We start from the raw sequence: 22,951 nt of genomic DNA on the forward strand, positions 1-22,951 counted from the left end.
ACCTTTGGGTTTAAAGCAGAGGCTCTGAAATCCGCTCCCCCGGAGAGGGTGGTTACTAAGCCTGCCGAATCTCTGCCTTTCAAGGGATGAGGCCTCACTGCCTTTCAAATGGTGAGCTGTTAAGCAATATAAGGTTCCATTTCCTTATCAATGCTTTTGCGCAGTTCCATCAATTTTATGGCATAGCCGTGCATGGCGATTTCTCTTTCGGTTTTCGGTTTAAAGGGTGGTATGGGTTTTGGCTGCCCATCCTCATCAACAGCTACAAAAACGATAATACAGTGCGTATTTTTAACAAAGTCGGTTTGGCCGACGGGTTTCGAATAGGCATCAACCGCAATATGCATGCTTGTTTTGCCTGTATAAATAATTCGCGCCTCCATTTTTACCAGGTGGCCAATATGCACAGGGTGGAAAAACCTGATGCCGCCAACATAAACCGTTACGCAATAGCTCTGGCTCCATTGCAACGCACAGGCAAAAGCGGCCTGGTCGATCCATTTCATCATCATTCCACCGTGAACTTTGCCCCCATAGTTTACATCAGATGGCTCGCTCAAGAACTGTAGTTCGATGTGATTATTTGTTTTCGGCATAATTTGTTGTGTTTCGCAGGTTGAACAGTTCTGTTTATCGATACCAATATGCAAAAAAATCTGATTCGGGTGAAAAAAGAATAAAATGATAACAAGAATAAGCGTACAAAATTCTAATTGTACTTTAAACCTAAACATGAATGGTCCTCATCCTCAGAGATTATTTTTCTGAAAAAAAAGTAAGGGTAACAGTACTTTTTTTCTAGCAAATTCTCCTTTCGACTGAAGTGCTCCATAGGAGCTCCTACGGAGGAGAAATCGTTGAACCTTGGATAGAGATTTAGCTTCGCTGAGCACTTCGTGGTTCTCGGCTGCGCTCAAAATGACGACCCTTCTTAAAAGCATTCTTCGAAAAAACGGCGTCACTTATATTGATTTTATTTCCGAAAAATTAACACTCAGGATGATAGCAAAAAGAATTAGTCATCGAATGAATATAGCGACCACGCCTGGTATTCATCCGATGACTAGTGAACCAATGACAAATGAACTAATCATCAATGAACTAATGACTAATGACAAATGAACTAATGAACCAATAAACTACTTCGCCATAACGCTTATTGCATAACCTCCACCCGGTGCGCAAGGTATGCTTAGCTTCGTTCTGTTGGTTACTTCCATTTTGCGAATGGTATAGGCTTTTGGGTTGGTTTCGTAATGCGCATCTTTCGCATCGGCATAAATGGTTGCAATGTATTTTTTACCAGCATCAAGAAAGCTGAAATTAATGTTAGAAGTGCGTGCAACCTCATCATTGGTGCGCCCAACAAACCAGTTGTTTTTGCCTTTTGCCTTGCGGGCGAAAGTGATGTAGTCTCCCGGTTCTGCTTCCAAAACTTTGGTGTCATCCCAATCAACGGCAACATCCTTAATAAACTGAAAAGCATCGATGTATTTATTATAGGTTTCTGGTAAATCGGCAGCCATTTGCAGCGGACTATACATGGTTACATACAGCGCCAACTGACGGGCGAGTGTACTGTGAACAAACGAATTATTTTCGGGATTATAGGCACTCACTCTAGTTTCAAAAATGCCCGGCGTGTAGTCCATCGGACCACCAATTAAACGTGTAAATGGTAAAATTGTAGTATGATCGGCGTTGTTTCCGCCAAAAGCTTCGTATTCGGTTCCGCGGGCCGATTCATTGCCAATTAAATTGGGATAAGTACGGGCCAGGCCGGTTGGGCGAACTGCCTCGTGTGCATTTACCATAATTTTAAACTCGGCCGCCTTTTGTATGGCATACAGGTAATGGTTGTTTAGCCACTGCCCGTAATGATGCTCGCCACGGGGAATAATGTTGCCTACATAACCGCTTTTTACGGCATCGTAACCATTGGCTTTCATAAACTTATAGGCGGTATCTAAATGCCTTTCATAATTACGAACTGATGAAGAAGTTTCGTGATGCATAATCATTTTAATGCCTTTGCTGGCAGCATAACGGTGAATTTCTTTCACATCGAAATCGGGATATGGCGTTACAAAATCGAACACATAATCTTTGGTTTTGCCGAACCAATCTTCCCAGCCCTCATTCCAGCCTTCCACCAAAACGGCATCCAATCCGTTTTTTGCAGCGAAATCGATGTATTCTTTCACGTGAGTGGTGTTTGCGGCATGTTTTCCGTTCGGTATTGTTTTTGAGTAATCGGTAACACCCAGTTGCACACTCGTTAAATTGTTATAAGCCCAGGTGCTTTTGCCTGTAATCATTTCCCACCAAACGCCAACATATTTGGTCGGCTTAATCCAAGATACATCTTTAAACTTTGTAGGTTCGTTAAGGTTGTAAGTTAATTTTGAGGTTAAAATATCCGCAGCCTTGTCGCTTACAATAATTGTTCGCCATGGCGATAAACAAGGTGCTTGCATGTAGCCTTTATCGCCCACAGCATCGGGTGTTAACCACGATTCTAAAATCATATTCTTATCATCGAGGTTTAACGACATTAACGAATAATTGATCAAAGCGGCTTCGTGGATATTGATATAGAGGCCGTCTTTACTTTTCATCATCAAAGGGGTTTGCAAACCCGTTGGCGAGAAAGTGGTTTGCGATGCATTAGGCGTTACGGCGTCTTTCATTTTGCCACGAACTTCTGATAGGTTCGATGTTACGGTACTGTACTCTTGTGTATCATAATCGCCCGGCAGCCAAAATGCTTTATGATCGCCGGCCAAAGCAAACTGCGTTTTCTCTTCTTTTATAACGAAGTAATCGAGATTCTTCTGCTCCGGAAACTCATACCTGAAGCCGAGTCCATCATTAAATAAACGAAACCGAATGATGATGTAACGGTTAGTTTCCTTTTGGGTTAAGGTAACGGCAAGCTCGTTATAATGATTCACAATTTCCTTAACTTCTCCCCAAACAGGCGTCCAGGTTTCGTTAAAAGCACTCGTTTTCGTGTCTGATACTGTGAAGCCATTCATCAGGTGTTTGCCATCCTTTAATTGCAAACCCAGCTTGCTCACTTTAATCACATCCTTACCCTTGTATTTCAAGCTGTAGGTTGGTACGCCGCCCGCTGCCAACGAAAAATTTGCCACCAGATTACCATCAGGCGACTTCAAGCCGTTTTCGGGAACGTTCCCGAAAACGTCGCCGAAAAATAGCAAAGCGCCAATTAAAGTAAGGATTTTGAAGTGGTTAAAGTATTGGTTAAGTTTTTTATTCATATTATTATTTGTTTTGCTCATTTTTAGGTTGATTACTCGGAATCAGCTGATTATACAGGTTTTTGTTGTTCAATGAGTCGTCATTTCGCCCTTGCGGAGCTATCTTTCCTTTAAAGTGCTTTCCATTTCGCTACCGATGCAAATTCGATATAGTGCACTCCAGTCTAAATGACAACGTTCTTAGGTGTTAACGATAGAACTTACTTAATCTAAAAGCAATTGCTCATCATCGTCCGTTAAACTTAATTGAATAGTGTCGCTTCCGGCGATACCCTCAATGGAGCCTCGAATATGGGTTGCATTTAGAAGCACCTTTTCCAACTGTTTTTCGCGGGCTTTCCACAACCGCTCCATGGCATCACGCTCGCGTTGAATAGATAATTTCATACTCATAAATCCTTCGCGAATGGCTTTCCATTGTTCAGAAAACTCGGCTCCGGTTAAATAATCGTAAAGCATGTGCATTTTATCGCCCCGGTTTTCCTGCGATTTCATTGCGCTCGATAAACGCAAAATTCCGTCGCGTAAAACATACGCAACCGCATTCACTTCCTCAAACGAGCAAATCCAAACGCCATCACGCTGGCCAAAGCAATCCATACCTTTAGGATAACACTGACTTACAATTACGGCAACATCAACACCGAGGCTCCGCATGTCTTTCTTGAGTTTCTCAATCCAGTCGCCACCGAAATCTTTCGTACGTTTGCTTTCATAAATAATTTTGCCACATTCTTGTCCAAACTGGTTACGCACCACCTGGATACAATCGGCACCGCGAACGCCTTTGCCAACTTCATCAATTAAATCGAAAGGGAAATTACTGCGTAACAATTCCTCCAAAATCAGTTCCTGCACCTCACCCTGCAATTGCATACTGCCTTGCTCGGCCTTGCGTTTCATTTCTTCAGCAAGTTTTTTCTGGTCGGCAAGTTGCTTTTCCAGTTCACGCAAACGCAGCTGATGTTCAGTATCTTTAATGCTGTTTTTCTCGGCTTCCTGCTTACGAATTTGTTCCACCAACTCATTACGCTGTTCTTGCATTTTACGCTGAAACGCCAGTTCCATCTCTTCCTCTTTAACCTTAAGGCTTTGCTCTCTCCGCAAAAACTCAAGCTCTTTTTCGCGGGCAAGCTTTAACTTCTCTTCGTTTTCTTTGGCGTTGCCCTCCAATATTTGCAGTTTTGTTTCAAAATCAGAAGCAATGCGCTTACGCAAATCGCCCTCTAAATCGGTTTTCAATTTCGCTTTCTCTTCCGCTAATTTCGTTTCAAAAGACCGTTGTTGTTGCTGCTTTTCTGATTCTACGGTAGCTAATTTACGCTGAAATTCTTCATCCTTTTGCCTCGTAAAAGCAACCATCTTCTCTCTCAGTTCTTTCTTATAATCTTCGGCCATGGCTTCTTCCATCGGAAAAACATGGGCACAGTTAGGACATTTAATTTCGGTAGCCATAAATATTTTTTTACTTCATAAAAGAGGCGTTACAAAGATACCAAAGCTTTTTAGCATTGTGAAAGCGAGTTTTGCACCGTTTGGCTATAGCACTTTCGAGCGCACATCGTGGCCTACGGTTAAAATTTTGCTAACAGGGCACTTTGATGCAATGGTTTCCAGCCGGGCCTTTTGCTCTTCGGTAAGGTTGCCTGTGCAGGTAATCTCTTCGTAAAATACATCCTCGGCATTTTCTACGCCCATGTTCACTTCTACTTCAATTTTTTCCACCGCCCATCCCTTCCTGTCTACATACATCCGTAGCGTTATTGCCACACATGAGGCCAGCGAAGCCATCAAAAGTCCTTTCGGTGCAAAGCCCTTGTGCGTGCCGCCCAATTCAAGAGGTTCATCCACTACAATATCGTGCGATCCGTTAGTTACCGAACAAGCATAGTGTTCTTTGTTTATTGTTGCTTTTACCATTATTTTTTGTTTGTTAAAAGCTAAAGATTATGCTTTAACTTCGAATTTAAGTAAAATCGATGTCTTTTTTTCAAATATCACTGTGGCCGGGCTATGCGAGTCACTCCGCTCAGGGTGACAATGTTTTTTGTTTTTTTCTTAACTAAATGACATAGGCCATCCGCTGTAGCCCGCACCGAAAGGTAGCGGGGCTGCCACTCGGGTTTAATAATTAAAGGTCTGCAGGCTTTCGGTTCCAATCCATTTTTCCCATTCTAGTGACTAAAAATTACACTTAAGCATACCGATGGTAAAGCATTTGAACAATGGGCGACTGCCAACAACAAAAGCGGCAAACATTTGGTAAAAAGCGACTTGCAGGGCTGTCAAATCAAAAAAAATTAAACATTATGCCAATCGGTTTGTTCAATTATAGACCTGCAAGTGGGAGCCAACTATAAGCGTAAGTTAATAAAATATAGTATATTGGTAACACGCACGATAAAACACTTAAATAATAAACACATGAAATTTAGAAAATTAATCGGAAAATGCCTGGCGCATAAATCAAATAATAATGCTCAGGTAGCAATTGCCTTAGTTGCAGGACTTGCGGCTGGCGCAGTAATAAGCGTATTGTTTGCGCCTGATAGTGGTGCAGGAACAAGGGGAAGAATTGCCAGCGGAGCAAATAATCTACGTTATGGCTTTCGCGATAAATATAACCTGTTAAAAGAGAAGGTTTTTGGCGTTGAGGCAATTGAAGAGGATATTGTAGAGCACGAAGTTCCGCATTTTAAACACAAGGCACCTAAAAAACCTAAATCTGATATCAAAGAGATTTTAGAGCATGCGCATGACAATGGTCAGGTGCAAGAAGGACAGGGTTAGCCGCATTAACGGGTTAATTAACTGGTTAATTGTTCTAACTAATTAATTGTTATTGAAACGCCTCAAAGGTATTGCTCAACTTTTACTGCCATCTTCAGAATTGCGAGGTCCGAAGAAAAACGCCTACCTTGTACGCCAATTTTTTCGGACTTCGGACTTCGGACTTCGGACTTCGGACTTCGGACTTCGGACTTCGGACTTCGGATTTAAAACTACCCTTCAATAGCTTTCCAAAGCAGATCTTTCAGCTCGAGAAGATTTTTTTGTGCTACAGATGATATGAATATCGACGGAAGATTGGTTGGTAATTCCCGCTTCATTTCGTCCATAAGTTCATCGTCAAGCATATCTGATTTAGTAATGGCTAAAACATGTGGCTTTTGCATTAACTCAGGATTGTACGATTGAAGTTCTTTTTTCAGGATTTCATACTCTTCTTTTATGGAACGACTGGTATCGGCAGGCACCATAAAGAGCAAAACGGAATTTCTTTCTATATGGCGAAGGAAACGATAGCCCAAACCTTTACCCTTTGATGCGCCTTCGATAATTCCCGGAATATCGGCCATTACAAACGACTTTCCACCCCGGTAGCTCACTATGCCCAGGTTCGGAACAATAGTAGTGAAAGGGTAATCGGCAATTTCTGGCTTGGCTGCAGATACTACTGAAAGCAACGTAGATTTACCGGCATTTGGGAAACCCACCAAACCAACATCCGCCAAAACCTTAAGCTCAAGAATATTCCAAACTTCTTTGCCAGGCTCTCCGGGCTGGGAAAAACGTGGCGTTTGCTGTACGGCATTTTTAAAGTGCGCATTACCTAAGCCGCCCCGGCCTCCGGCTGTTAAAATTTTTGTTTCGCCATCCTGAGTGATCTCAAAAAGCACCTCTCCGGTTTCCGCATCTTTTGCGATAGTTCCGAGGGGAACCTCCAAAACTTCATCCTTACCTTGTTTTCCAAACTTGTGCGAACTGCCGCCTGCACCGCCATCTTCGGCTATGATGTGTTTACGGTATTTCAAGTGCAGTAATGTCCAAATGTGAACGCTTCCTCTCACAATAATGTGTCCACCACGACCGCCGTCGCCCCCATCAGGACCGCCCATTGATGTTAAAATATCACGATGCAAATGAGAAGAACCTGCACCGCCTTTACCTGAACGGCAACAAATTTTTACATAATCTACGAAATTCGAACCTTGTGACATATTAAGTGAGTGAGTTATTGAATGAATGAGTGAATGATAGAATGGTGATTGACAAAATGAGTGTTTATTGACTCAGCGAGTTGTTAATTAGTGAATGTGTGATTTAATTCTCAAATACTTTACACCAAAGCCAGTTTGAAAAACGCCGTAAAGTTAAAGAGTTACAACGGTAAACGTCATAACTCTTTTATAAATAATCAAGATTTGAAGTCGTTTTACAAATGTGATATTTGCTATTGACTACTTGATACGGAATATCTAAAACTGATCAATTACTGCACAAAGATCAGCGTAAATCTTTTCTATTTCACCAATTCCGTTTACTTTCCTAAGCTTTCCCTGTTCTTCGTAGTACGGTAACACGTGGATGGTTTTCTCAAAGTATTCTGAAATTCGCTTTTTTAACTTTTCAGCATCGTCATCCGGGCGGCCGCTAACTTTATGGCGCTCAGCAATGCGCTTTGTTAACTCTTCCTGATCGACATCGAGGGCGATAACACCGGCAATTTTGCTGCCCTTACGCTCTAAAAATAAATCAAGTTCTTTTGCTTGCGGAACTGTACGGGGAAAACCGTCGAAAACAAATCCCTTTGCATCAGGGTTTTTATCAACTTCTTCCTCAAGCATAGCGATTGTAATTGCATCAGGAACCAATTCTCCATCAGCCAATAGCTGACTTACTTTCTTTCCTAGCGCTGTTTCGCCTTTAACATGTGCTCTGAAAAGATCGCCTGTTGAAACATGTACCAACTGATATTTTGCAATCAGTTTTTCCGATTGGGTGCCTTTACCCGCCCCCGGGGGGCCAAAGAGAACTAAATTAAGCATTACGTGGTTTAGGTTGTCTTTAAAATAAAAAAGCCTTATTCCTACGGCTTTGTGAAAAATGGAAATTACATGGCGTACTGCCTTTCAAGGCTGCAAATATATAATTATTAATTTAGATGAGGTTTACAATTGTAAAGTTATTTAAAAAAGCACCATTTTAATGACATTTATTGCTTTCTATCGCAGTTATAATGCCATTTTTATATTTGCGGCAGTATCTCGAACATCATAGTAGAAATACCTCATTTCAGCGTTCACACCCTATAACCCAAAAAACCATCACCGTAACATCCAGCTCAGACTATAACAACGCTTTGGCTTCGTCATCTTTGTACTTATCAATCAATGTTGCAAGTTGCTTCTTAAGTGTGCTGATTAAACCCCTGTTTTCTTGTTTCTCATAAATATTTTCCATCTCCTTTGGGTCTTTTTTCAAATCAAACAACTCCCACCCACTAACCTGATCGTAATAGCGGATTAATTTATAACGAGCGGTTTTTATGCCAAACTGTGGCGATACATTGTGCTCTCCCCTGTCCTCGTAATAATGGTAATAAATTGCTTCCCGGGGCTTTGCTGTTTTGGCATTAAACAAAGGTAAAATAGATTCGCCCTGCACAGTAGATGGCACCGCAACGCCGGCGGCCTTAAGCAAGGTGGGTGCAATATCAATGTTCATTACAAAGTCGTTGTTTACCGTACCGGGTTTAATTACACCGGGATAACGCATTACGAAGGGTGTTCTAAACGATTCCTCATACATAAAACGCTTATCAAACCAACCATGCTCGCCGAGATAAAAGCCTTGATCGGACAGATAAATTACGATTGTATTTTTGGTGAGATTATTCTTATCCAAGTAATTAAGTACTTCATTGATATTCCGATCTAAAGAGGCCGCGGTGTTCATGTAATCGCTCATGTAACGCTGGTATTTCCATTCAGCCAGTGCCTTTCCTGTTAAATTCTCCTTGATAAATTTGGCTCTGATAGGATCATAATATTTTTTCCAGGCTGTTTTTTGTGCAGCATTCATCCTCTTGAGCAACCCATCTTTAAGTTCTTGTTCAGGAGTATTCATTTTTAAATCGTAGCCCAGCGTCATATCCTTACTTACACTCATGGTTTGCTGAGAGGCTGCGATACGCGTTTTGTAAGTATCATAAAAATTCGCCGGGATCGGAAACTTGATGTGGTCGTACTTGCCGAAGTCGGCGGTGTCTGGTGCCCACGAGCGATGTGTTGCCTTGTGGCCTATTACGATACAAAATGGCTTGTTGCGGTCTCTTTGATCGAGCCATTTTTCGGATTTTTGGGTGATGATGTTTGTTACGTAGCCCTCTACCCTTTCCATTTTCCCATCCATACCTATAAAATCGGGGTTATAATACTGACCTTGGCCGGGCAAGATTGAATAATAATCGAAACTCTGTGGCTTGTTGCCCAAATGTTGCTTCCCAACCCATGCAGTTTGATAGCCGGCGGCCTGAAGGCGCTTGGCAAAAGAATCCCGATCATGGTTGAAAACCGAATGTGTATTATCCTTAAATCCGTTCATATGACTGTACTGGCCGGTTAAGAGCGAGGCCCGGCTAGGCCCACAAAGCGAGTTGGTAACATATGCTTTTTGAAAAATTGCACCTTCCTTCGCAATGCGATCTATTCCAGGGGTCTTGATTAGCTTGTTACCATAAGCTCCAATGGCCTGGAAGGCCTGATCGTCGGAAATAATCACTACAATGTTTGGTTTCTCCTGGGCGAAAAGACCGTTAACGCAGTAGAAGCAATAAAACAAAAAGGCCACTAGTTTTTTCATAGTAATTTTGATCAGGTGAATTGAAGCATCGGCAGAAACACAGGCACCAAATTTTAACTAAGATAAATTATTAAAGTTGAATTTATGCCTTTTTAGCCCGACATTTAACGGAAGCAACCTATGGAAATAGAGAGCGAAAGTTTTGAGGATGATAATAAACAAAAAAAGGACCTCAAATTAATGAGATCCTTTTGTTCTGTGCACTTGTAGGGATTCGAACCCCAAACCTCCTCATCCGTAGTGAGGTGCTCTATCCAGTTGAGCTACAAATGCGTTTCCGTATCGTTAACGGACTGCAAAGGTATAATTTGACTTTTTAAATTCCAATTAAAATTTAAAAAAAATCTCAATTTTATTTTTGCAAACTTACAATCATGCTTTCAGGGCATCATCAATTGCTTTAAAATCAGGCAAATCGTGTGCGTCTTCTAGAACTTCTGCATAGCTTATTTTTCCGTCTTCGTTTATAACGAACGCTGCTCTTTTGGAAACACCTTTTAATCCAAAGGCAAATTCATCGTAAAATGCGCCATAGGCTTTCGAAACCTCCTTATTGAAATCAGACAATAAAGGGAACTGATAACTTTGTACTTCTTTGAATTTGGCCAAAGAGAATGGCGAATCAACCGAGACACCTAAAACCTGAGCGTCGATTCCTTCGTAGAAGCTAAAATTATCTCTCATGGTGCACAATTGTTCGGTGCATGTTCCTGTAAATGCCATTGGAAAGAAATGAATAATCACTTTTTTCCCTTTAAAACCTGACAAAGAAATCTCCGCTAAATCGGAACTGTATAATTTAAAATCCGGGGCTTGGTCGCCTACTTTTAATGACATATTGCTATTGTTTAATTGTTGAATTGCTTAATTGTTAAATTGCTTAATTGTACCGTTGAACCGGTTATTGCTTATTGCTCACTGGTTATTGCTTGTTAGCTATTGATTATTGCTTATTACTTATCTAAAAACCCTAACTTGCTCCGCTTCTTTGAACGGACTTCGGACTTCGGACTTCGGACTCAAGACTCAAGACTCAAGACTAATCTGCCCATCAACAACCTTAAGCCCTTCTTCGAAGCTATGCGGCCTGTAGCCTAAATCGTTAATCGCCTTATCCAATATAAAACCGGTTTTCATTGGGCGCCTTGCTGTTTGATTTAAGCCAACGGAAGTTACTTCGGTTACTATCGATTGATCAAGCGCCCAATAATCGGCAACTTTTCGCACTAAATCTGCAATACTCATGTAATCTTTGCCCGAAATATGATAAATTCCATTTGCTTGTTTTTCTACTGCAAGCAAGCAAGCTTCTGCAAGATCTTCGGCCAGGGTTGGCATGCGCCATTGGTCGTTAACAACGTTGATTGGTAGCCCTTTTTCTAAGGCACCTTTTGCCCAAAGTACAATATTGCTTCTGCTCATGTCGCTGGTAATGCCATAAACTAAAATTGTTCTCAGTATTGCCCAGTTTGCTTTTGAGTCCTTAAACAATTCTTCCGCCAAAACCTTCGATTCGCCGTAATAACTGAGCGGATTGGCGGCGTCATCCTCTTTATATGGCCCATTCGCACCGTCGAAGATAAAGTCGGTACTTAAATGAACCAGCTGAATGTTTTTTTCCTCGCAAAGCGAAATCAAGGTCTGAACGGCATTTACGTTAAGTGCGTAGCAAAGCTCTTTGTTAGCTTCGGCTGTATCAACGTTCGTCATAGCAGCCGTGTGGATAATGGCATCTGGCTTGTATCTTTCAATAACATCCCTTACCTGTTTCGAATCGAGGATATCCATTTCGGCATATTCGTAGCCCGCTGCTGCCGGGTATCTGTTTTCGCCTTTCGATGTTGCTACTAGCTTTACCCTTCCCTCGGCCAACACCTTTTCGGTGATCTTTTGTCCTAAAAGACCGTTGCTGCCGGTTGTTAAAATAGTTTTCATAAATTTAGTCCCATAGGTTGTGGTAACATAAACTGCTATGGCTTCGGTACACACAGAACACAAACTAATCAAATATACAGATGCGACCAATATTAATTGCATTTTTATTATCCTTCGTCTTTTAAATCGTTAATTTCCAGGATGCTTTTCGTTAAAAATACATTGTAATAATCTTGTGGAAAAAAATTGCAAGATATATTTACAATTTCGCAAGAAAAACTTAACTTTGCCCACCGAATTGGAGCCCTTACAAACCGCTTTAATTCATTGACTGTAATAAATTTACTCACAACAGATATGCCTAACTTAGGAAAAATAGCACAAATTATCGGCCCAGTGGTTGACGTTAGCTTTGCTGATGATGCCCATCTACCTAAACTTTTTGATGCGTTAGAGATAACGAAAGAAAATGGACAAAAAATTGTTTTAGAAGTTCAACAACACTTAGGCGAGGATCGCGTTCGTGCCATTTCAATGGACTCTACAGACGGTTTAGTTCGTGGTATGAAAGTAGTTGATACTGGCGCTGCAATTAAAATGCCAGTTGGCGACCAAATTAAAGGTCGTTTATTTAATGTGGTTGGTGAAGCAATTGATGGGATCAACGCAGTTGACAAAACTGGTGGTCGCCCAATTCACGCTACTCCTCCTAAGTTCGAAGATTTATCAACAGAAACCGAAGTACTTTTTACAGGTATCAAGGTAATCGATTTGCTGGAGCCTTATGCAAAAGGTGGTAAAATCGGTTTGTTTGGTGGTGCAGGTGTAGGTAAAACGGTATTAATCATGGAGTTGGTAAACAACATCGCTAAAGCTTATGCTGGTTTATCAGTGTTTGCGGGTGTTGGTGAGCGTACACGTGAGGGTAACGATTTACTTCGTGAGTTTATCGAGTCAGGCGTAATCAACTATGGCGACGAATTCTTACACTCAATGGAAAAAGGTGGATGGGATTTGAAATCAGTTGATACAGAAAAATTAAAAGAAAGTAAAGCAACATTGGTATTCGGCCAAATGAACGAGCCTCCTGGTGCCCGTGCTCGTGTAGCCTTATCAGGTTTGACTGTTGCTGAATATTTCCGTGATGGTGATGGTGAAGGCGCTGGAAAAGATATCCTTTTCTTCGTTGATAACATCTTCCGTTTTACTCAGGCAGGTTCTGAAGTATCGGCTTTATTAGGTCGTATGCCATCAGCAGTAGGTTACCAACCAACATTGGCAACTGAAATGGGTTTAATGCAAGAGCGTATTACTTCAACAAAACGCGGTTCAATTACATCTGTACAAGCGGTTTACGTACCTGCGGATGATTTAACTGACCCTGCTCCGGCAACCACTTTTGCCCACTTAGATGCAACCACAGTACTTTCGCGTAAAATTGCCGAGCTAGGTATTTATCCTGCGGTAGATCCATTGGATTCTACTTCACGTATCCTTTCTCCTGCCGTTTTGGGCGATGAGCATTACAACACTGCACAACGCGTTAAAGAAACATTACAACGTTATAAAGAATTACAAGATATCATCGCAATCTTAGGTATGGACGAATTATCTGAAGAAGATAAACTAGTTGTATCAAGAGCCCGTCGTGTTCAACGTTTCTTATCACAACCTTTCCACGTAGCTGAGCAGTTTACAGGCTTAAAAGGTGTATTGGTTGATATTAAAGATACCATCAAAGGGTTCAACATGATTATGGATGGCGAGGTTGATGAGTATCCTGAAGCTGCATTTAACTTAGTTGGTAGCATTGAAGATGCCATCGAAAAAGGTAAAAAATTATTAGCAGAAGCGAACTAAGAGACTGAGACACTAGATATGAGATGTGAGAAGAGACCTAGTCTCAAATCTCATATCTCACATCTCCAATCTAAAAGGAATGAATTTAGAAATATTAACTCCAGATAAAAAAGTTTTCGAAGGTGAAGTAACAGCAGTTACGGTACCTGGTACTTTAGGCTCTTTCCAGATTTTAAAAGACCACGCCCCTATCATCTCAACTTTAGAAGATGGAGAAGTAATTATAAAAGCAAACAAAGACGACGAACAACGCTTTTTTATTAAAGGAGGCACAGTTGAAGCCATCCATAATAAAATTGTTGTTTTGGCAGAAGGTATTGCTTAAAATAGCTTAACACAAAAAAAAAGAGCCTTTTCGATTAGTTTCGGAAAGGCTTTTTTTATAATACATCACTTTGCGCTAACAATACCGGCTTTCTGTAGAAATTAGTCTAATCAATGTCTTATTTATATCTTGTTCTTTTTGAAAATGAGCGGTACTGTCTCATTATGATATCGAAAACGAATTACATGCAAAGTAAAAAGAATTCGAAAATATAAAGCGATTAGTTACTTCATCATAACCAACTCAATGGCATTTTAGGTCTGTTTCAAGCACCCTGTCCGCGTACACCTTACGGCTATAAATTTTCAACTTTTCTCGACTAAAAACCAATTTTAAGAAGAAAACTATAAAATTTACAATGCAAGCATAACAAACAGACCGTATACCGTTTTGATATTTGGTCTAGACCGATCGAGATTAAATCACTATTTCCGTCGTTATTCAGAATTTTATTCGGAATCTATGAGAAATATAAGAATTATATTCTAATTTCATTTTTTTCTGATTTCTCTTGCATATTAATGAACCAAAAACTAAATTGGTATTTATAAAGAGTCAAGAAATAATGATTAATCACAACAACATACTTTCAAACAATTTCATCGCAACTGCGACTGGAAATGTTGTGCTGTTGCCTGTCATTATTTTAAACTTACTGCTGCTAAACATTTTATTGGGCAGTAAGCGGGCGACTTTTAAATAGATTTAAAAAAAGATTAAATATACTTAAAGCGTCCTGACACAAACAGGACGCTTTTTTTAAATAACAAAACACGGTATTATGAAGTACTATAATTCTAATACGATTATTTACCTCGATGGGCGCTTTGAAAAGGCAGTAGACAGTAGCACTGATCTTTACGGGCAATCGTTACATTACGGTTATGCTGCATTTGAGGGCATCAGAGCGTACAAAACCCATAACGGAAACCGCATCTTTAAGGCGGCCGCTCACTTCGACCGTTTAGAGCGTTCGTGCCAGCTGGCCAATATTCCGTTTCCGTGGGACAAACAAGAACTGATCAGGCAAACCTACAAACTCCTTACGCTAAACAAACTAAAAGACGCCTATATCCGTCCGCTGGTTTTTTGCCACCCAAACATGAAGCTAAACGAGCCAAGCGGCGTTTCCATTTTGATTTGTGCGTGGGATTGGGATGCGTATTCGGGTAACAAGCTGTTGAAACTGACCATTTCAGAGTTCGAAAGGCCAAACCCAAAATCGACTCCTATGGAGGCTAAGTTGAGCGGAAACTACGTTAACTCCATTCTGGCTACGACTGCCGCCAATATTAAAGGCTACGATGAGGCTTTACTTTTAGATATGCATGGATTTGTTGCCGAAGCATCAGGCGCCAACATCTTCATCGAAAAAGACGGAAAGCTTTTTACACCATCTTTAGGAAACATTTTGCCAGGAATTACCAGGGCTACCGTTAAAGAGCTTTGCAACGTTCTCGACATCGAATGTATTGAGAAGAAACTTACCGTTGAGGATTTGAGAAAAGCAGACAGTGCGTTTTTGTGCGGAACAGCCACAGAAATTGCAGGCATTGCCTCTATAGACGATATCGTTTTTCGTACCCTTTGGAGAGAATCACTCGGTTACACCATACAGCGGGCCTACAAAAATCTGGTGCTCGAAAAAGTAAATTATGAAGTGATAATATAGTCAGAAAGTCGGGAGTCAGAAAGTCCGAAGTTTGGAGGCAAAAAAATCAAAAATCGGTGGAATCACATTGATATCAGTGTAATCAAACTGAAGGAAAAAGCGCAAGATAAAATCGGTGAAATCACATAAAAATCCGTGAAATCACTTTAAACAGAATATATACCTTAAACAATGAGCGAATTAAACAAGTACAGTAAAACATTTACACAAGATCCAACACAACCGGCAGCGCAGGCTATGCTTTACGGAATCGGTTTAACCGATGCAGATATGGCGAAAGCACAGGTCGGTATTGCAAGTATGGGCTACGACGGCAACACCTGCAACATGCACTTAAACGACCTTGCAAAAGAAGTTAAAGTTGGAGTCTGGAAAAATGATTTAGTGGGCTTGGTATTCAATACCATTGGCGTAAGTGATGGCATGAGCAACGGTACCGATGGCATGCGTTACTCGTTGGTAAGCCGCGATGTAATTGCAGATAGTATCGAAACCATTTGCGGCGGGCAATATTACGACGGCATCATCTCCATACCCGGTTGCGATAAAAATATGCCGGGCGCTATTATGGCTATGGCACGCTTAGATCGCCCATCAATTATGGTGTATGGCGGTACAATTGCGCCGGGACATTATAAAGGAGAGGAACTCAATATCGTTTCAGCTTTCGAGGCTTTAGGTCAAAAAATCTGCGGCAATTTATCAGAAGACGATTATCAAGGCATTATTAAACATACTTGTCCCGGTGCGGGCGCCTGTGGTGGCATGTACACCGCAAATACAATGGCTTCGGCAATAGAAGCTTTGGGCATGAGCTTACCCTATTCGTCATCGAACCCGGCAACGAGCGAGGAGAAAAAACAAGAGTGTTTAGATGCCGGAAAGTATATCAGAATCCTTTTAGAAAAAGACATTAAACCGTCTGATATCATGACAAGGAAGGCATTCGAAAATGCAATTCGCTCAATCATTATATTAGGTGGAAGTACTAATGCGGTATTACACTTCATCGCAATTGGTAAGGCCGTTGGTGTAGAAATTACTCAAGACGACTTTCAACGCATGAGCGACGAAACACCCGTTCTTGCAGATTTTAAACCAAGTGGAAAATATCTGATGCAAGATCTGCATCAATATGGCGGTACACCTGCTGTGATGAAATACCTCTTAAACGAGGGATTAATTCATGGCGATTGCTTAACTGTAACCGGTAAAACAGTTGCCGAAAACCTTGCTGATGTAAAATCGATAATGGATTACGATCAAAAGATTGTTCAGAAACTGGATAATCCCATCAAAGCAACTGGCCATTTACAAATTCTTTATGGAAACCTGGCTGAGAAAGGTTCTGTAGCAAAAATCAGCGGTAAAGAAGGTGAAAAATTTGAAGGTCCGGCACGTGTATTCGACGGTGAAAAAGATTTAGTTGCAGGAATATCTAGCGGCAGAATTAAACCGGGCGATGTTGTCGTTATTAAAAATGAGGGCCCGGTTGGCGCTCCGGGTATGCCCGAAATGCTAAAACCAACTTCTTTAATTATTGGTGCCGGTTTAGGTAAATCAATCGCATTAATTACTGATGGCCGTTTCTCTGGCGGAACACATGGTTTTGTGGTTGGCCATATCACTCCCGAGGCCTATAAAGGTGGACTAATTGGCTTGGTAGAAGATAATGACCTGATTGAAATCGATGCTGTGAACAATACTATTAACTTGAAAGTTAGCGAAGAAGTTATTGCAGAGCGAAGGAAAAATTATGTTCAGCCAGCCTTAAAAGTAACAAAAGGTGTGCTTTATAAATATGCTAAAACAGTTTCAGACGCGGCCAGTGGTTGCGTAACTGACGAGTATTAAATTTTGGAAGTCATCCCGACAGAAAATTGATATTTAAATGAATACAATATGCAAATTATAAAAAGCATTGAAAGTAGAATTTATACAGTTCGGGGTGAAAGGGTAATGTTAGATTTCGATCTGGCGGCACTTTACGAAGTGGAAACAAGAGTATTAAATCAAGCGGTAAAACGAAATGAAAAACGTTTTCCTGATGATTTCATGTTTCAGCTAACTTCAACTGAATGGGAAAGCATGCAGTCACAATTTGTGACCGCCTATGAGGAAATTAGTCCATCATCACAAATTGTGATGATGAATATTCCGCAAAACAGAACCGGCAAATATTTACCCTACGCATTTACCGAGCAGGGGGTAGCCATGTTAAGTGGCGTTTTGAGGAGTGATAAGGCAATTAAAATGAACATTGCCATAATGAGGGCTTTTGTAGCAATTAGGAAGATTTTTCTTCAACCGAATGATGACAATGAAAGATTAAAAGAAATAAAAGAGCGAATTGAAGAGCATGATATCCAACTGAATCAATTATATGATGCTATGGATAATCTACTAGACGAGAGAATCGCCCAAAAGAAGTGGAACGATAGAAAACGAATCGGCTTTAAAATAAAAGAATAATAGAACCGCAAAAACATAATTATGGAAACTGCACAAGATACATTACAACAAACGGAGGCGAAGGCAGAAACCTCTAAAACCTTTAAGGGAACAGGCTCGCAGGTTCTTTTAAACGGACTAATTGAAGAGGGCGTAACCACCATCTTCGGTTATCCGGGTGGAGCAATCATGCCGATTTATGATGCACTTTACGACTATGCCGACAAGCTGGAGCACATTTTAGTCCGCCATGAGCAGGGCGGCATCCATGCGGCCCAGGGTTTTGCCAGAGCAAGTGGCAAAGTTGGGGTTTGTTTCGCAACCAGCGGACCGGGTGCAACCAATTTGGTAACTGGTTTAGCCGATGCTCAAATCGATAGCACACCCTTAGTTTGTATCACAGGGCAAGTTTTCGCTCACTTATTGGGAACTGATGCATTTCAGGAGACAGATGTAATTAACATTACTACGCCTGTTACCAAATGGAATTATCAGGTTACCGATGCCAAAGAAATCCCCGAGGTTTTAGCTAAGGCTTTCTACATTGCTAAAAGTGGCAGGCCAGGCCCGGTTTTAATCGACATTACAAAGAACGCACAATTACAGGTTGAAGAATTTCCAGAGTATGTAAAGTGCAACCATATCCGCTCCTATCGCCCAAAACCAAAAGTTAGGGTAGAATTTATTGAGCAAGCTGCACAACTAATTAATGCCGCACAAAAACCCTTCATACTCTTTGGGCAAGGCGTTATTTTAGGTCAGGCTGAAGCAGAATTTAAGGCGTTTATTGAAAAAAGTGGCATTCCGGCAGCATGGACTATTATGGGCGATGGCGCAATTCCAACAGATCACCCATTAAATGTGGGGATGTTGGGGATGCACGGTAATTATGGGCCGAATGTTTTAACAAACGAAGCTGATGTAATCATTGCAATCGGAATGCGTTTCGATGACCGGGTAACGGGTAGATTAGATAAATATGCAAAGCAGGCAAAGATTGTTCATTTAGACATCGATCCGGCCGAGATTGACAAAAATGTTAAAGCCGACGTTGGCGTTTGGGGCGACTGCAAAGAAACTTTGCCGCTTTTAACCGATTTGGTAAACGAAAAAAAACACGATGATTGGTTAGCTAAATTTAAAGACTACAACCAACAGGAGATCGATCAGGTGATTACGCCCGAGCTTTATCCCGAAGGTGATGAAATGACCATGGGCGAGGTATTGCGCAACATCAACGAAATTTGTGGCGGCGATGCCGTAATCGTAACCGACGTTGGTCAGCACCAAATGGTAGCCTGTCGTTACGCCAAGTTTAACAACACACGTAGTAACATCACCTCTGGCGGTTTGGGAACAATGGGCTTCGGCTTGCCAGCTGCAATAGGCGCTAAATATGGTGTGCCAAACAAAACGGTAATTGCAATTATTGGCGATGGTGGTTTCCAAATGACTCCGCAAGAGCTCGGTACAATTATGCAATTTGGCGCCGCTGTTAAAATTTTGATCCTGAACAACCGCTTCTTAGGCATGGTGCGTCAATGGCAACAGCTATTTCACGATAAAAGGTACTCGTTTGTAAACATCACAAGTCCTGATTTCGTCGCCCTGGCAAAGTCTTATTACATAGAGGCTAGCAAGGTTGATGAACGTGCAAACTTGAGGAACGCTTTGGAAACAATGATTAATCACGAAGGATCGTACCTTTTAGAAGTAATGGTTGGTCGAGAAAACAACGTTTTCCCGATGGTTCCCCAAGGAATGAGTGTAAGCGAAATTAGGTTAAAATAAGCTGAAAAATCAAAGCTGGTGCAATCGTCATCTCGACTGAAGCGCAGCGAAAATGGAGCGAACTTTGAAAAAAGATTTCTCCGCGAGGTCGAAATGACGATACGGTAAAAAAAGAAATTATCATGAATACTGAAAATACATTAGAACATAAAAAAGACAAAGCCGATATAGACGGAAAGCAAGAATATACCATTACGGTTTATGCTGAAAATCGCATCGGATTATTAAACAGGATTGCGATCATTTTCTCAAAAAGGAAAATCAATATCGAGAGCCTGAACACCTCTCCATCAGAAATTGATGGCATTCACCGTTTCAATATCGTAATTACCGAAAGTTACGATGTGGTGCGTAAACTTGCCCGCCAGATTGAGAAACAGGTTGAAGTACTGAAAGTATACTTCAACACCAACGAGGAAATTATTTGGCAGGAGCTCGCCTTATATAAGGTGTCGACAGATGAAATTGCGGAGAAAGTGACTGTAGAGCGATTGCTGAGGCAATATGGCGCCAGTGCGGTGGTGATTCGTAAAGACTATACTGTTTTTGCAGTAACTGGTCACAGAGAAGAAACAGATGCATTGGTAAAAGCCCTCGAACCGTTTGAATTGATCGAATTTGTTCGCTCGGCAAGGATTGCCATTATCAAGGACAGTGCCGGTTTCCACGAGAAGCTGAAAGAGTTTGAGGCTTTTGAACCAGGTGAAGAATTGATAGAGAACGAGTTTTTAGATAAGGGCGAAAAGATTTTCACAATGTAGTGGAGCTTAAAGCTGAAAGAGCAAGCTGAAAGATTAAAGCTGAAGGATCAAAGAGCAAAACGAAAACCTAAACGAGTCGTCATTGCGAGGTACGAAGCAATCTCATTCATATAAACTTAGCCTCGCAATAACGAACAAATAACAATGAACGAAATATTTAAATTTATAATAGACTCACGCAAGGCTTTTATCAGGTTGATAGACGAATTAACTGTTGAGCAGTTGAACCAAATTCCAGCGGGCTTTAACAACAACATTATCTGGAATTTCGGCCATATTGTAGTCACCAGTCAAACCCTTTGCTATGTGCGCACCGGGATTTTGCAAGATGCGAACGCTGTGAAGTTTAACGAATTTTATAAGAGAGATACTCGCCCAACTTACACAGTAACAGAAGAAGAAGTGGCAGAATTAAAGGCAATGGCGTTGGAAAGCATCGAAAAGATTAAGCTGGATTATAACAGCGGCTTCTTCCCTGTCATTACCCCTTTTTCAACCTCAACCTTTGGAGTTGAAATAAAAACCATTGAAGAAGTACTAACTACCACTGTTGGCCATGATAACCTACACTTTGGCTACGCGTTGGCGCAGAAAAAGGCATTAACGTAGAGGGTTAGAAACGATAAGGAGCTGAAAAGGATAAAGATAAAGCAAAACGCTCAATAAATAATCGGTGAATAGACCGGAAGACTAAACAATTTTTAAGCATCATGACAACAGTCTTGATACTTGACACTAAACACTTGATACTAAATAATTAAATAACAAAAAACGATGTCAAATTATTTTAACACATTACCTCTTAGAGAAAAATTGAACCAACTTGGTGTTTGCGATTTCATGGACAGCAACGAATTTTTGGATGGCGTTAGCGCTTTGAAAGGCAAAAAACTAGTAATTGTAGGTTGCGGTGCCCAAGGCTTAAACCAGGGGTTAAATTTAAGAGATAGTGGTTTAGATGTTAGCTATACCTTGCGTAAAGAAGCCATTGAAGGCAAAAGAGACTCATGGAAAAATGCAACCGAAAACAATTTCAATGTAGGCACCTACGAAGAATTGATTCCGACAGCTGATGTGGTAATTAACCTTACGCCCGATAAGCAACACACCGCTGTGGTAAATGCAATTATGCCTTTAATGAAAGAAGGCGCTACTTTATTGTACTCTCACGGCTTCAACATTGTTGAGGAAGGCATGCAGATCCGTAAAGATTTAACCGTTATTATGGTTGCTCCTAAATGCCCTGGTAGCGAGGTTAGGGCAGAATATGTACGTGGTTTTGGGGTGCCAACTTTAATTGCCGTACACCCGGAAAACGACCCTCAAGGTAAGGGATTGGCCCAAGCCAAAGCCTATTGCGTAGGTACAGGTGGCCACAGAGCCGGTGTATTAAAATCATCGTTCGTTGCCGAGGTGAAATCTGATTTGATGGGCGAGCAAACCATTTTATGTGGCTTGTTGCAAACAGGTTCTATCCTATCTTTCGATAAAATGGTAGAAAAAGGAATAGACGCGGGTTATGCTTCTAAACTGGTTCAATACGGTGTTGAGGTAATTACCGAAGCCCTAAAACAAGGCGGAATTACCGCAATGATGGATCGCTTAAGTAATGTTGCCAAAATTAAGGCGTTCGAGATTTCCGAAGAATTGAAAGACATCATGCGTCCGTTGTTTCAAAAACACCAAGACGACATTATGAGCGGTGAGTTTAGCCGTACAATGATGGAAGACTGGGCCAATGGCGATAAAAACCTCTTGAAATGGAGAGCTGAAACAGGCGAAACTGCTTTCGAGAAAACCCCTGCTGGCGACGTTAAAATTGGTGAGCAAGAATATTTCGACAACTATTTATTGATGGTTGCTTTTGTACGTGCTGGTGTTGAACTGGCTTTCGAAACTATGGTTCAGGCAGGTATCAAACCAGAATCTGCTTACTACGAATCGTTACACGAAACACCGCTTATTGCCAACACCATTGCCCGTAAAAAATTATTCGAAATGAACCGCGTAATTTCTGACACTGCCGAATATGGTTGCTATTTATTCGATCAGGCATGCAAACCTCTGTTAGCTGATTTTATGACAAGAGTTGATACGGACCTGGTTGGTAAAAATTTTAACGAAGGTAAAGATGGCGCCGTTGACAACAGAAAATTAATCGACGTTAACGAGGCAATCCGCTCGCACGAAGTAGAACAGATTGGTGCTACTTTGCGTAAAGCGATGACTGCAATGAAAGCCATTAAAACTGCATAATCCCCCAAACCCCCAAAGGGGGCTTTTAAAA

Annotated in this window: 19 protein-coding genes and 1 tRNA gene; 10 read left to right on the forward strand and 10 right to left on the reverse strand. The window is 41.2% G+C overall.

The features are described from left to right. Window positions 1-119: 119 nt before the first annotated feature. The 4 genes from IZT61_RS07890 to IZT61_RS07905 all read right to left on the reverse strand — a co-directional run bounded on the left by IZT61_RS07890 (window position 120) and on the right by IZT61_RS07905 (window position 5,204). The gene (locus IZT61_RS07890) at window positions 120-596 is read right to left on the reverse strand and encodes an acyl-CoA thioesterase (protein ID WP_196100619.1); all 477 of its coding nucleotides are present in this window, start codon (window positions 594-596) and stop codon (window positions 120-122) included. 543 nt (window positions 597-1,139) lie between these two features. Beyond that, complete coding sequence (locus IZT61_RS07895) at window positions 1,140-3,284, reverse strand: glycoside hydrolase family 97 protein (protein WP_196100620.1); 2,145 nt, start codon at window positions 3,282-3,284, stop codon at window positions 1,140-1,142. A 204-nt stretch (window positions 3,285-3,488) separates the two neighbouring features. Beyond that, window positions 3,489-4,739, reverse strand: a complete 1,251-nt coding sequence (locus IZT61_RS07900) for a DUF2130 domain-containing protein (protein ID WP_196100621.1) — start codon at window positions 4,737-4,739, stop codon at window positions 3,489-3,491. An 84-nt stretch (window positions 4,740-4,823) separates the two neighbouring features. Then, a complete protein-coding gene (locus tag IZT61_RS07905; protein WP_196100622.1) occupies window positions 4,824-5,204 on the reverse strand; it encodes an OsmC family protein in 381 nt (126 codons plus the stop codon). Window positions 5,205-5,708: 504 nt separating this feature from the next. Between IZT61_RS07905 and IZT61_RS07910 the strand changes: the two genes are divergently transcribed. Continuing rightward, window positions 5,709-6,074, forward strand: a complete 366-nt coding sequence (locus IZT61_RS07910; RefSeq protein WP_196100623.1) for a YtxH domain-containing protein — start codon at window positions 5,709-5,711, stop codon at window positions 6,072-6,074. Between the two features lie 212 nt (window positions 6,075-6,286). Here the strand turns inward: IZT61_RS07910 and obgE are convergent, their stop codons facing one another. The 6 genes from obgE to IZT61_RS07940 form a co-directional block, all read right to left on the reverse strand. Further along, window positions 6,287-7,285, reverse strand: a complete 999-nt coding sequence (gene obgE / locus IZT61_RS07915) for a GTPase ObgE (protein WP_196100624.1) — start codon at window positions 7,283-7,285, stop codon at window positions 6,287-6,289. A gap of 258 nt (window positions 7,286-7,543) precedes the next feature. Continuing rightward, complete coding sequence (locus IZT61_RS07920) at window positions 7,544-8,113, reverse strand: adenylate kinase (protein WP_196100625.1); 570 nt, start codon at window positions 8,111-8,113, stop codon at window positions 7,544-7,546. Window positions 8,114-8,414: 301 nt separating this feature from the next. Then, window positions 8,415-9,929, reverse strand: coding sequence for a sulfatase family protein (locus IZT61_RS07925; RefSeq protein ID WP_196100626.1), 1,515 nt, complete (start codon window positions 9,927-9,929; stop codon window positions 8,415-8,417). Window positions 9,930-10,128: 199 nt separating this feature from the next. Then, window positions 10,129-10,202: transfer RNA gene (locus tag IZT61_RS07930), tRNA-Arg, on the reverse strand. A 99-nt stretch (window positions 10,203-10,301) separates the two neighbouring features. Further along, complete coding sequence (locus IZT61_RS07935; RefSeq protein WP_196100627.1) at window positions 10,302-10,766, reverse strand: redoxin domain-containing protein; 465 nt, start codon at window positions 10,764-10,766, stop codon at window positions 10,302-10,304. Window positions 10,767-10,955: 189 nt separating this feature from the next. Continuing rightward, complete coding sequence (locus IZT61_RS07940) at window positions 10,956-11,864, reverse strand: SDR family oxidoreductase (RefSeq protein WP_196100628.1); 909 nt, start codon at window positions 11,862-11,864, stop codon at window positions 10,956-10,958. A gap of 297 nt (window positions 11,865-12,161) precedes the next feature. Here IZT61_RS07940 and atpD point away from each other — a divergent pair, with 297 nt between their 5' ends. From atpD to ilvC, 9 genes are all read left to right on the forward strand, one after another. Next, window positions 12,162-13,664, forward strand: a complete 1,503-nt coding sequence (gene atpD / locus IZT61_RS07945; RefSeq protein WP_196101253.1) for a F0F1 ATP synthase subunit beta — start codon at window positions 12,162-12,164, stop codon at window positions 13,662-13,664. A 79-nt stretch (window positions 13,665-13,743) separates the two neighbouring features. After that, window positions 13,744-13,989: an ATP synthase F1 subunit epsilon gene (gene atpC / locus IZT61_RS07950; protein ID WP_196100629.1), complete on the forward strand. Its 246-nt coding sequence runs from the start codon at window positions 13,744-13,746 to the stop codon at window positions 13,987-13,989. 781 nt (window positions 13,990-14,770) lie between these two features. Continuing rightward, on the forward strand, window positions 14,771-15,661 hold the full coding sequence (gene ilvE, locus IZT61_RS07955; protein WP_196100630.1) for a branched-chain-amino-acid transaminase: 891 nt from the start codon (window positions 14,771-14,773) through the stop codon (window positions 15,659-15,661). A 171-nt stretch (window positions 15,662-15,832) separates the two neighbouring features. Continuing rightward, window positions 15,833-17,515: a dihydroxy-acid dehydratase gene (ilvD, locus tag IZT61_RS07960; protein ID WP_196100631.1), complete on the forward strand. Its 1,683-nt coding sequence runs from the start codon at window positions 15,833-15,835 to the stop codon at window positions 17,513-17,515. Between the two features lie 48 nt (window positions 17,516-17,563). After that, window positions 17,564-18,133 carry an ORF6N domain-containing protein gene (locus tag IZT61_RS07965; RefSeq protein ID WP_196100632.1) on the forward strand — a complete coding sequence of 190 codons (570 nt, stop codon included), beginning with the start codon at window positions 17,564-17,566 and terminating at the stop codon, window positions 18,131-18,133. A gap of 21 nt (window positions 18,134-18,154) precedes the next feature. After that, window positions 18,155-19,903 (forward strand): biosynthetic-type acetolactate synthase large subunit, encoded by a 1,749-nt coding sequence (gene ilvB, locus IZT61_RS07970; RefSeq protein WP_196100633.1) that lies wholly within the window; start codon window positions 18,155-18,157, stop codon window positions 19,901-19,903. A 122-nt stretch (window positions 19,904-20,025) separates the two neighbouring features. Further along, entirely contained in the window at window positions 20,026-20,664 is a 639-nt protein-coding gene (gene ilvN, locus IZT61_RS07975) for an acetolactate synthase small subunit (protein WP_196100634.1), read from the forward strand. Between the two features lie 144 nt (window positions 20,665-20,808). Then, window positions 20,809-21,273 (forward strand): DinB family protein, encoded by a 465-nt coding sequence (locus IZT61_RS07980; protein ID WP_196100635.1) that lies wholly within the window; start codon window positions 20,809-20,811, stop codon window positions 21,271-21,273. A 165-nt stretch (window positions 21,274-21,438) separates the two neighbouring features. Further along, entirely contained in the window at window positions 21,439-22,920 is a 1,482-nt protein-coding gene (ilvC, locus tag IZT61_RS07985) for a ketol-acid reductoisomerase (protein WP_196100636.1), read from the forward strand. Window positions 22,921-22,951 lie beyond the last annotated feature (31 nt).

Source organism: Pedobacter endophyticus (assembly GCF_015679185.1).
GTDB classification, from domain to species: Bacteria; Bacteroidota; Bacteroidia; order Sphingobacteriales; family Sphingobacteriaceae; genus Pedobacter; species Pedobacter endophyticus.

What these genes read in the sequence shown, in the direction of transcription:
- IZT61_RS07890 (WP_196100619.1), bottom strand. Translation starts at nt 596, where the DNA reads ATGCCGAAAACAAATAATCACATCGAACTACAGTTCTTGAGCGAGCCA.
- IZT61_RS07895 (WP_196100620.1), bottom strand. Translation starts at nt 3,284, where the DNA reads ATGAATAAAAAACTTAACCAATACTTTAACCACTTCAAAATCCTTACT.
- IZT61_RS07900 (WP_196100621.1), bottom strand. Translation starts at nt 4,739, where the DNA reads ATGGCTACCGAAATTAAATGTCCTAACTGTGCCCATGTTTTTCCGATG.
- IZT61_RS07905 (WP_196100622.1), bottom strand. Translation starts at nt 5,204, where the DNA reads ATGGTAAAAGCAACAATAAACAAAGAACACTATGCTTGTTCGGTAACT.
- IZT61_RS07910 (WP_196100623.1), top strand. Translation starts at nt 5,709, where the DNA reads ATGAAATTTAGAAAATTAATCGGAAAATGCCTGGCGCATAAATCAAAT.
- obgE (WP_196100624.1), bottom strand. Translation starts at nt 7,285, where the DNA reads ATGTCACAAGGTTCGAATTTCGTAGATTATGTAAAAATTTGTTGCCGT.
- IZT61_RS07920 (WP_196100625.1), bottom strand. Translation starts at nt 8,113, where the DNA reads ATGCTTAATTTAGTTCTCTTTGGCCCCCCGGGGGCGGGTAAAGGCACC.
- IZT61_RS07925 (WP_196100626.1), bottom strand. Translation starts at nt 9,929, where the DNA reads ATGAAAAAACTAGTGGCCTTTTTGTTTTATTGCTTCTACTGCGTTAAC.
- IZT61_RS07935 (WP_196100627.1), bottom strand. Translation starts at nt 10,766, where the DNA reads ATGTCATTAAAAGTAGGCGACCAAGCCCCGGATTTTAAATTATACAGT.
- IZT61_RS07940 (WP_196100628.1), bottom strand. Translation starts at nt 11,864, where the DNA reads ATGAAAACTATTTTAACAACCGGCAGCAACGGTCTTTTAGGACAAAAG.
- atpD (WP_196101253.1), top strand. Translation starts at nt 12,162, where the DNA reads ATGCCTAACTTAGGAAAAATAGCACAAATTATCGGCCCAGTGGTTGAC.
- atpC (WP_196100629.1), top strand. Translation starts at nt 13,744, where the DNA reads ATGAATTTAGAAATATTAACTCCAGATAAAAAAGTTTTCGAAGGTGAA.
- ilvE (WP_196100630.1), top strand. Translation starts at nt 14,771, where the DNA reads ATGAAGTACTATAATTCTAATACGATTATTTACCTCGATGGGCGCTTT.
- ilvD (WP_196100631.1), top strand. Translation starts at nt 15,833, where the DNA reads ATGAGCGAATTAAACAAGTACAGTAAAACATTTACACAAGATCCAACA.
- IZT61_RS07965 (WP_196100632.1), top strand. Translation starts at nt 17,564, where the DNA reads ATGCAAATTATAAAAAGCATTGAAAGTAGAATTTATACAGTTCGGGGT.
- ilvB (WP_196100633.1), top strand. Translation starts at nt 18,155, where the DNA reads ATGGAAACTGCACAAGATACATTACAACAAACGGAGGCGAAGGCAGAA.
- ilvN (WP_196100634.1), top strand. Translation starts at nt 20,026, where the DNA reads ATGAATACTGAAAATACATTAGAACATAAAAAAGACAAAGCCGATATA.
- IZT61_RS07980 (WP_196100635.1), top strand. Translation starts at nt 20,809, where the DNA reads ATGAACGAAATATTTAAATTTATAATAGACTCACGCAAGGCTTTTATC.
- ilvC (WP_196100636.1), top strand. Translation starts at nt 21,439, where the DNA reads ATGTCAAATTATTTTAACACATTACCTCTTAGAGAAAAATTGAACCAA.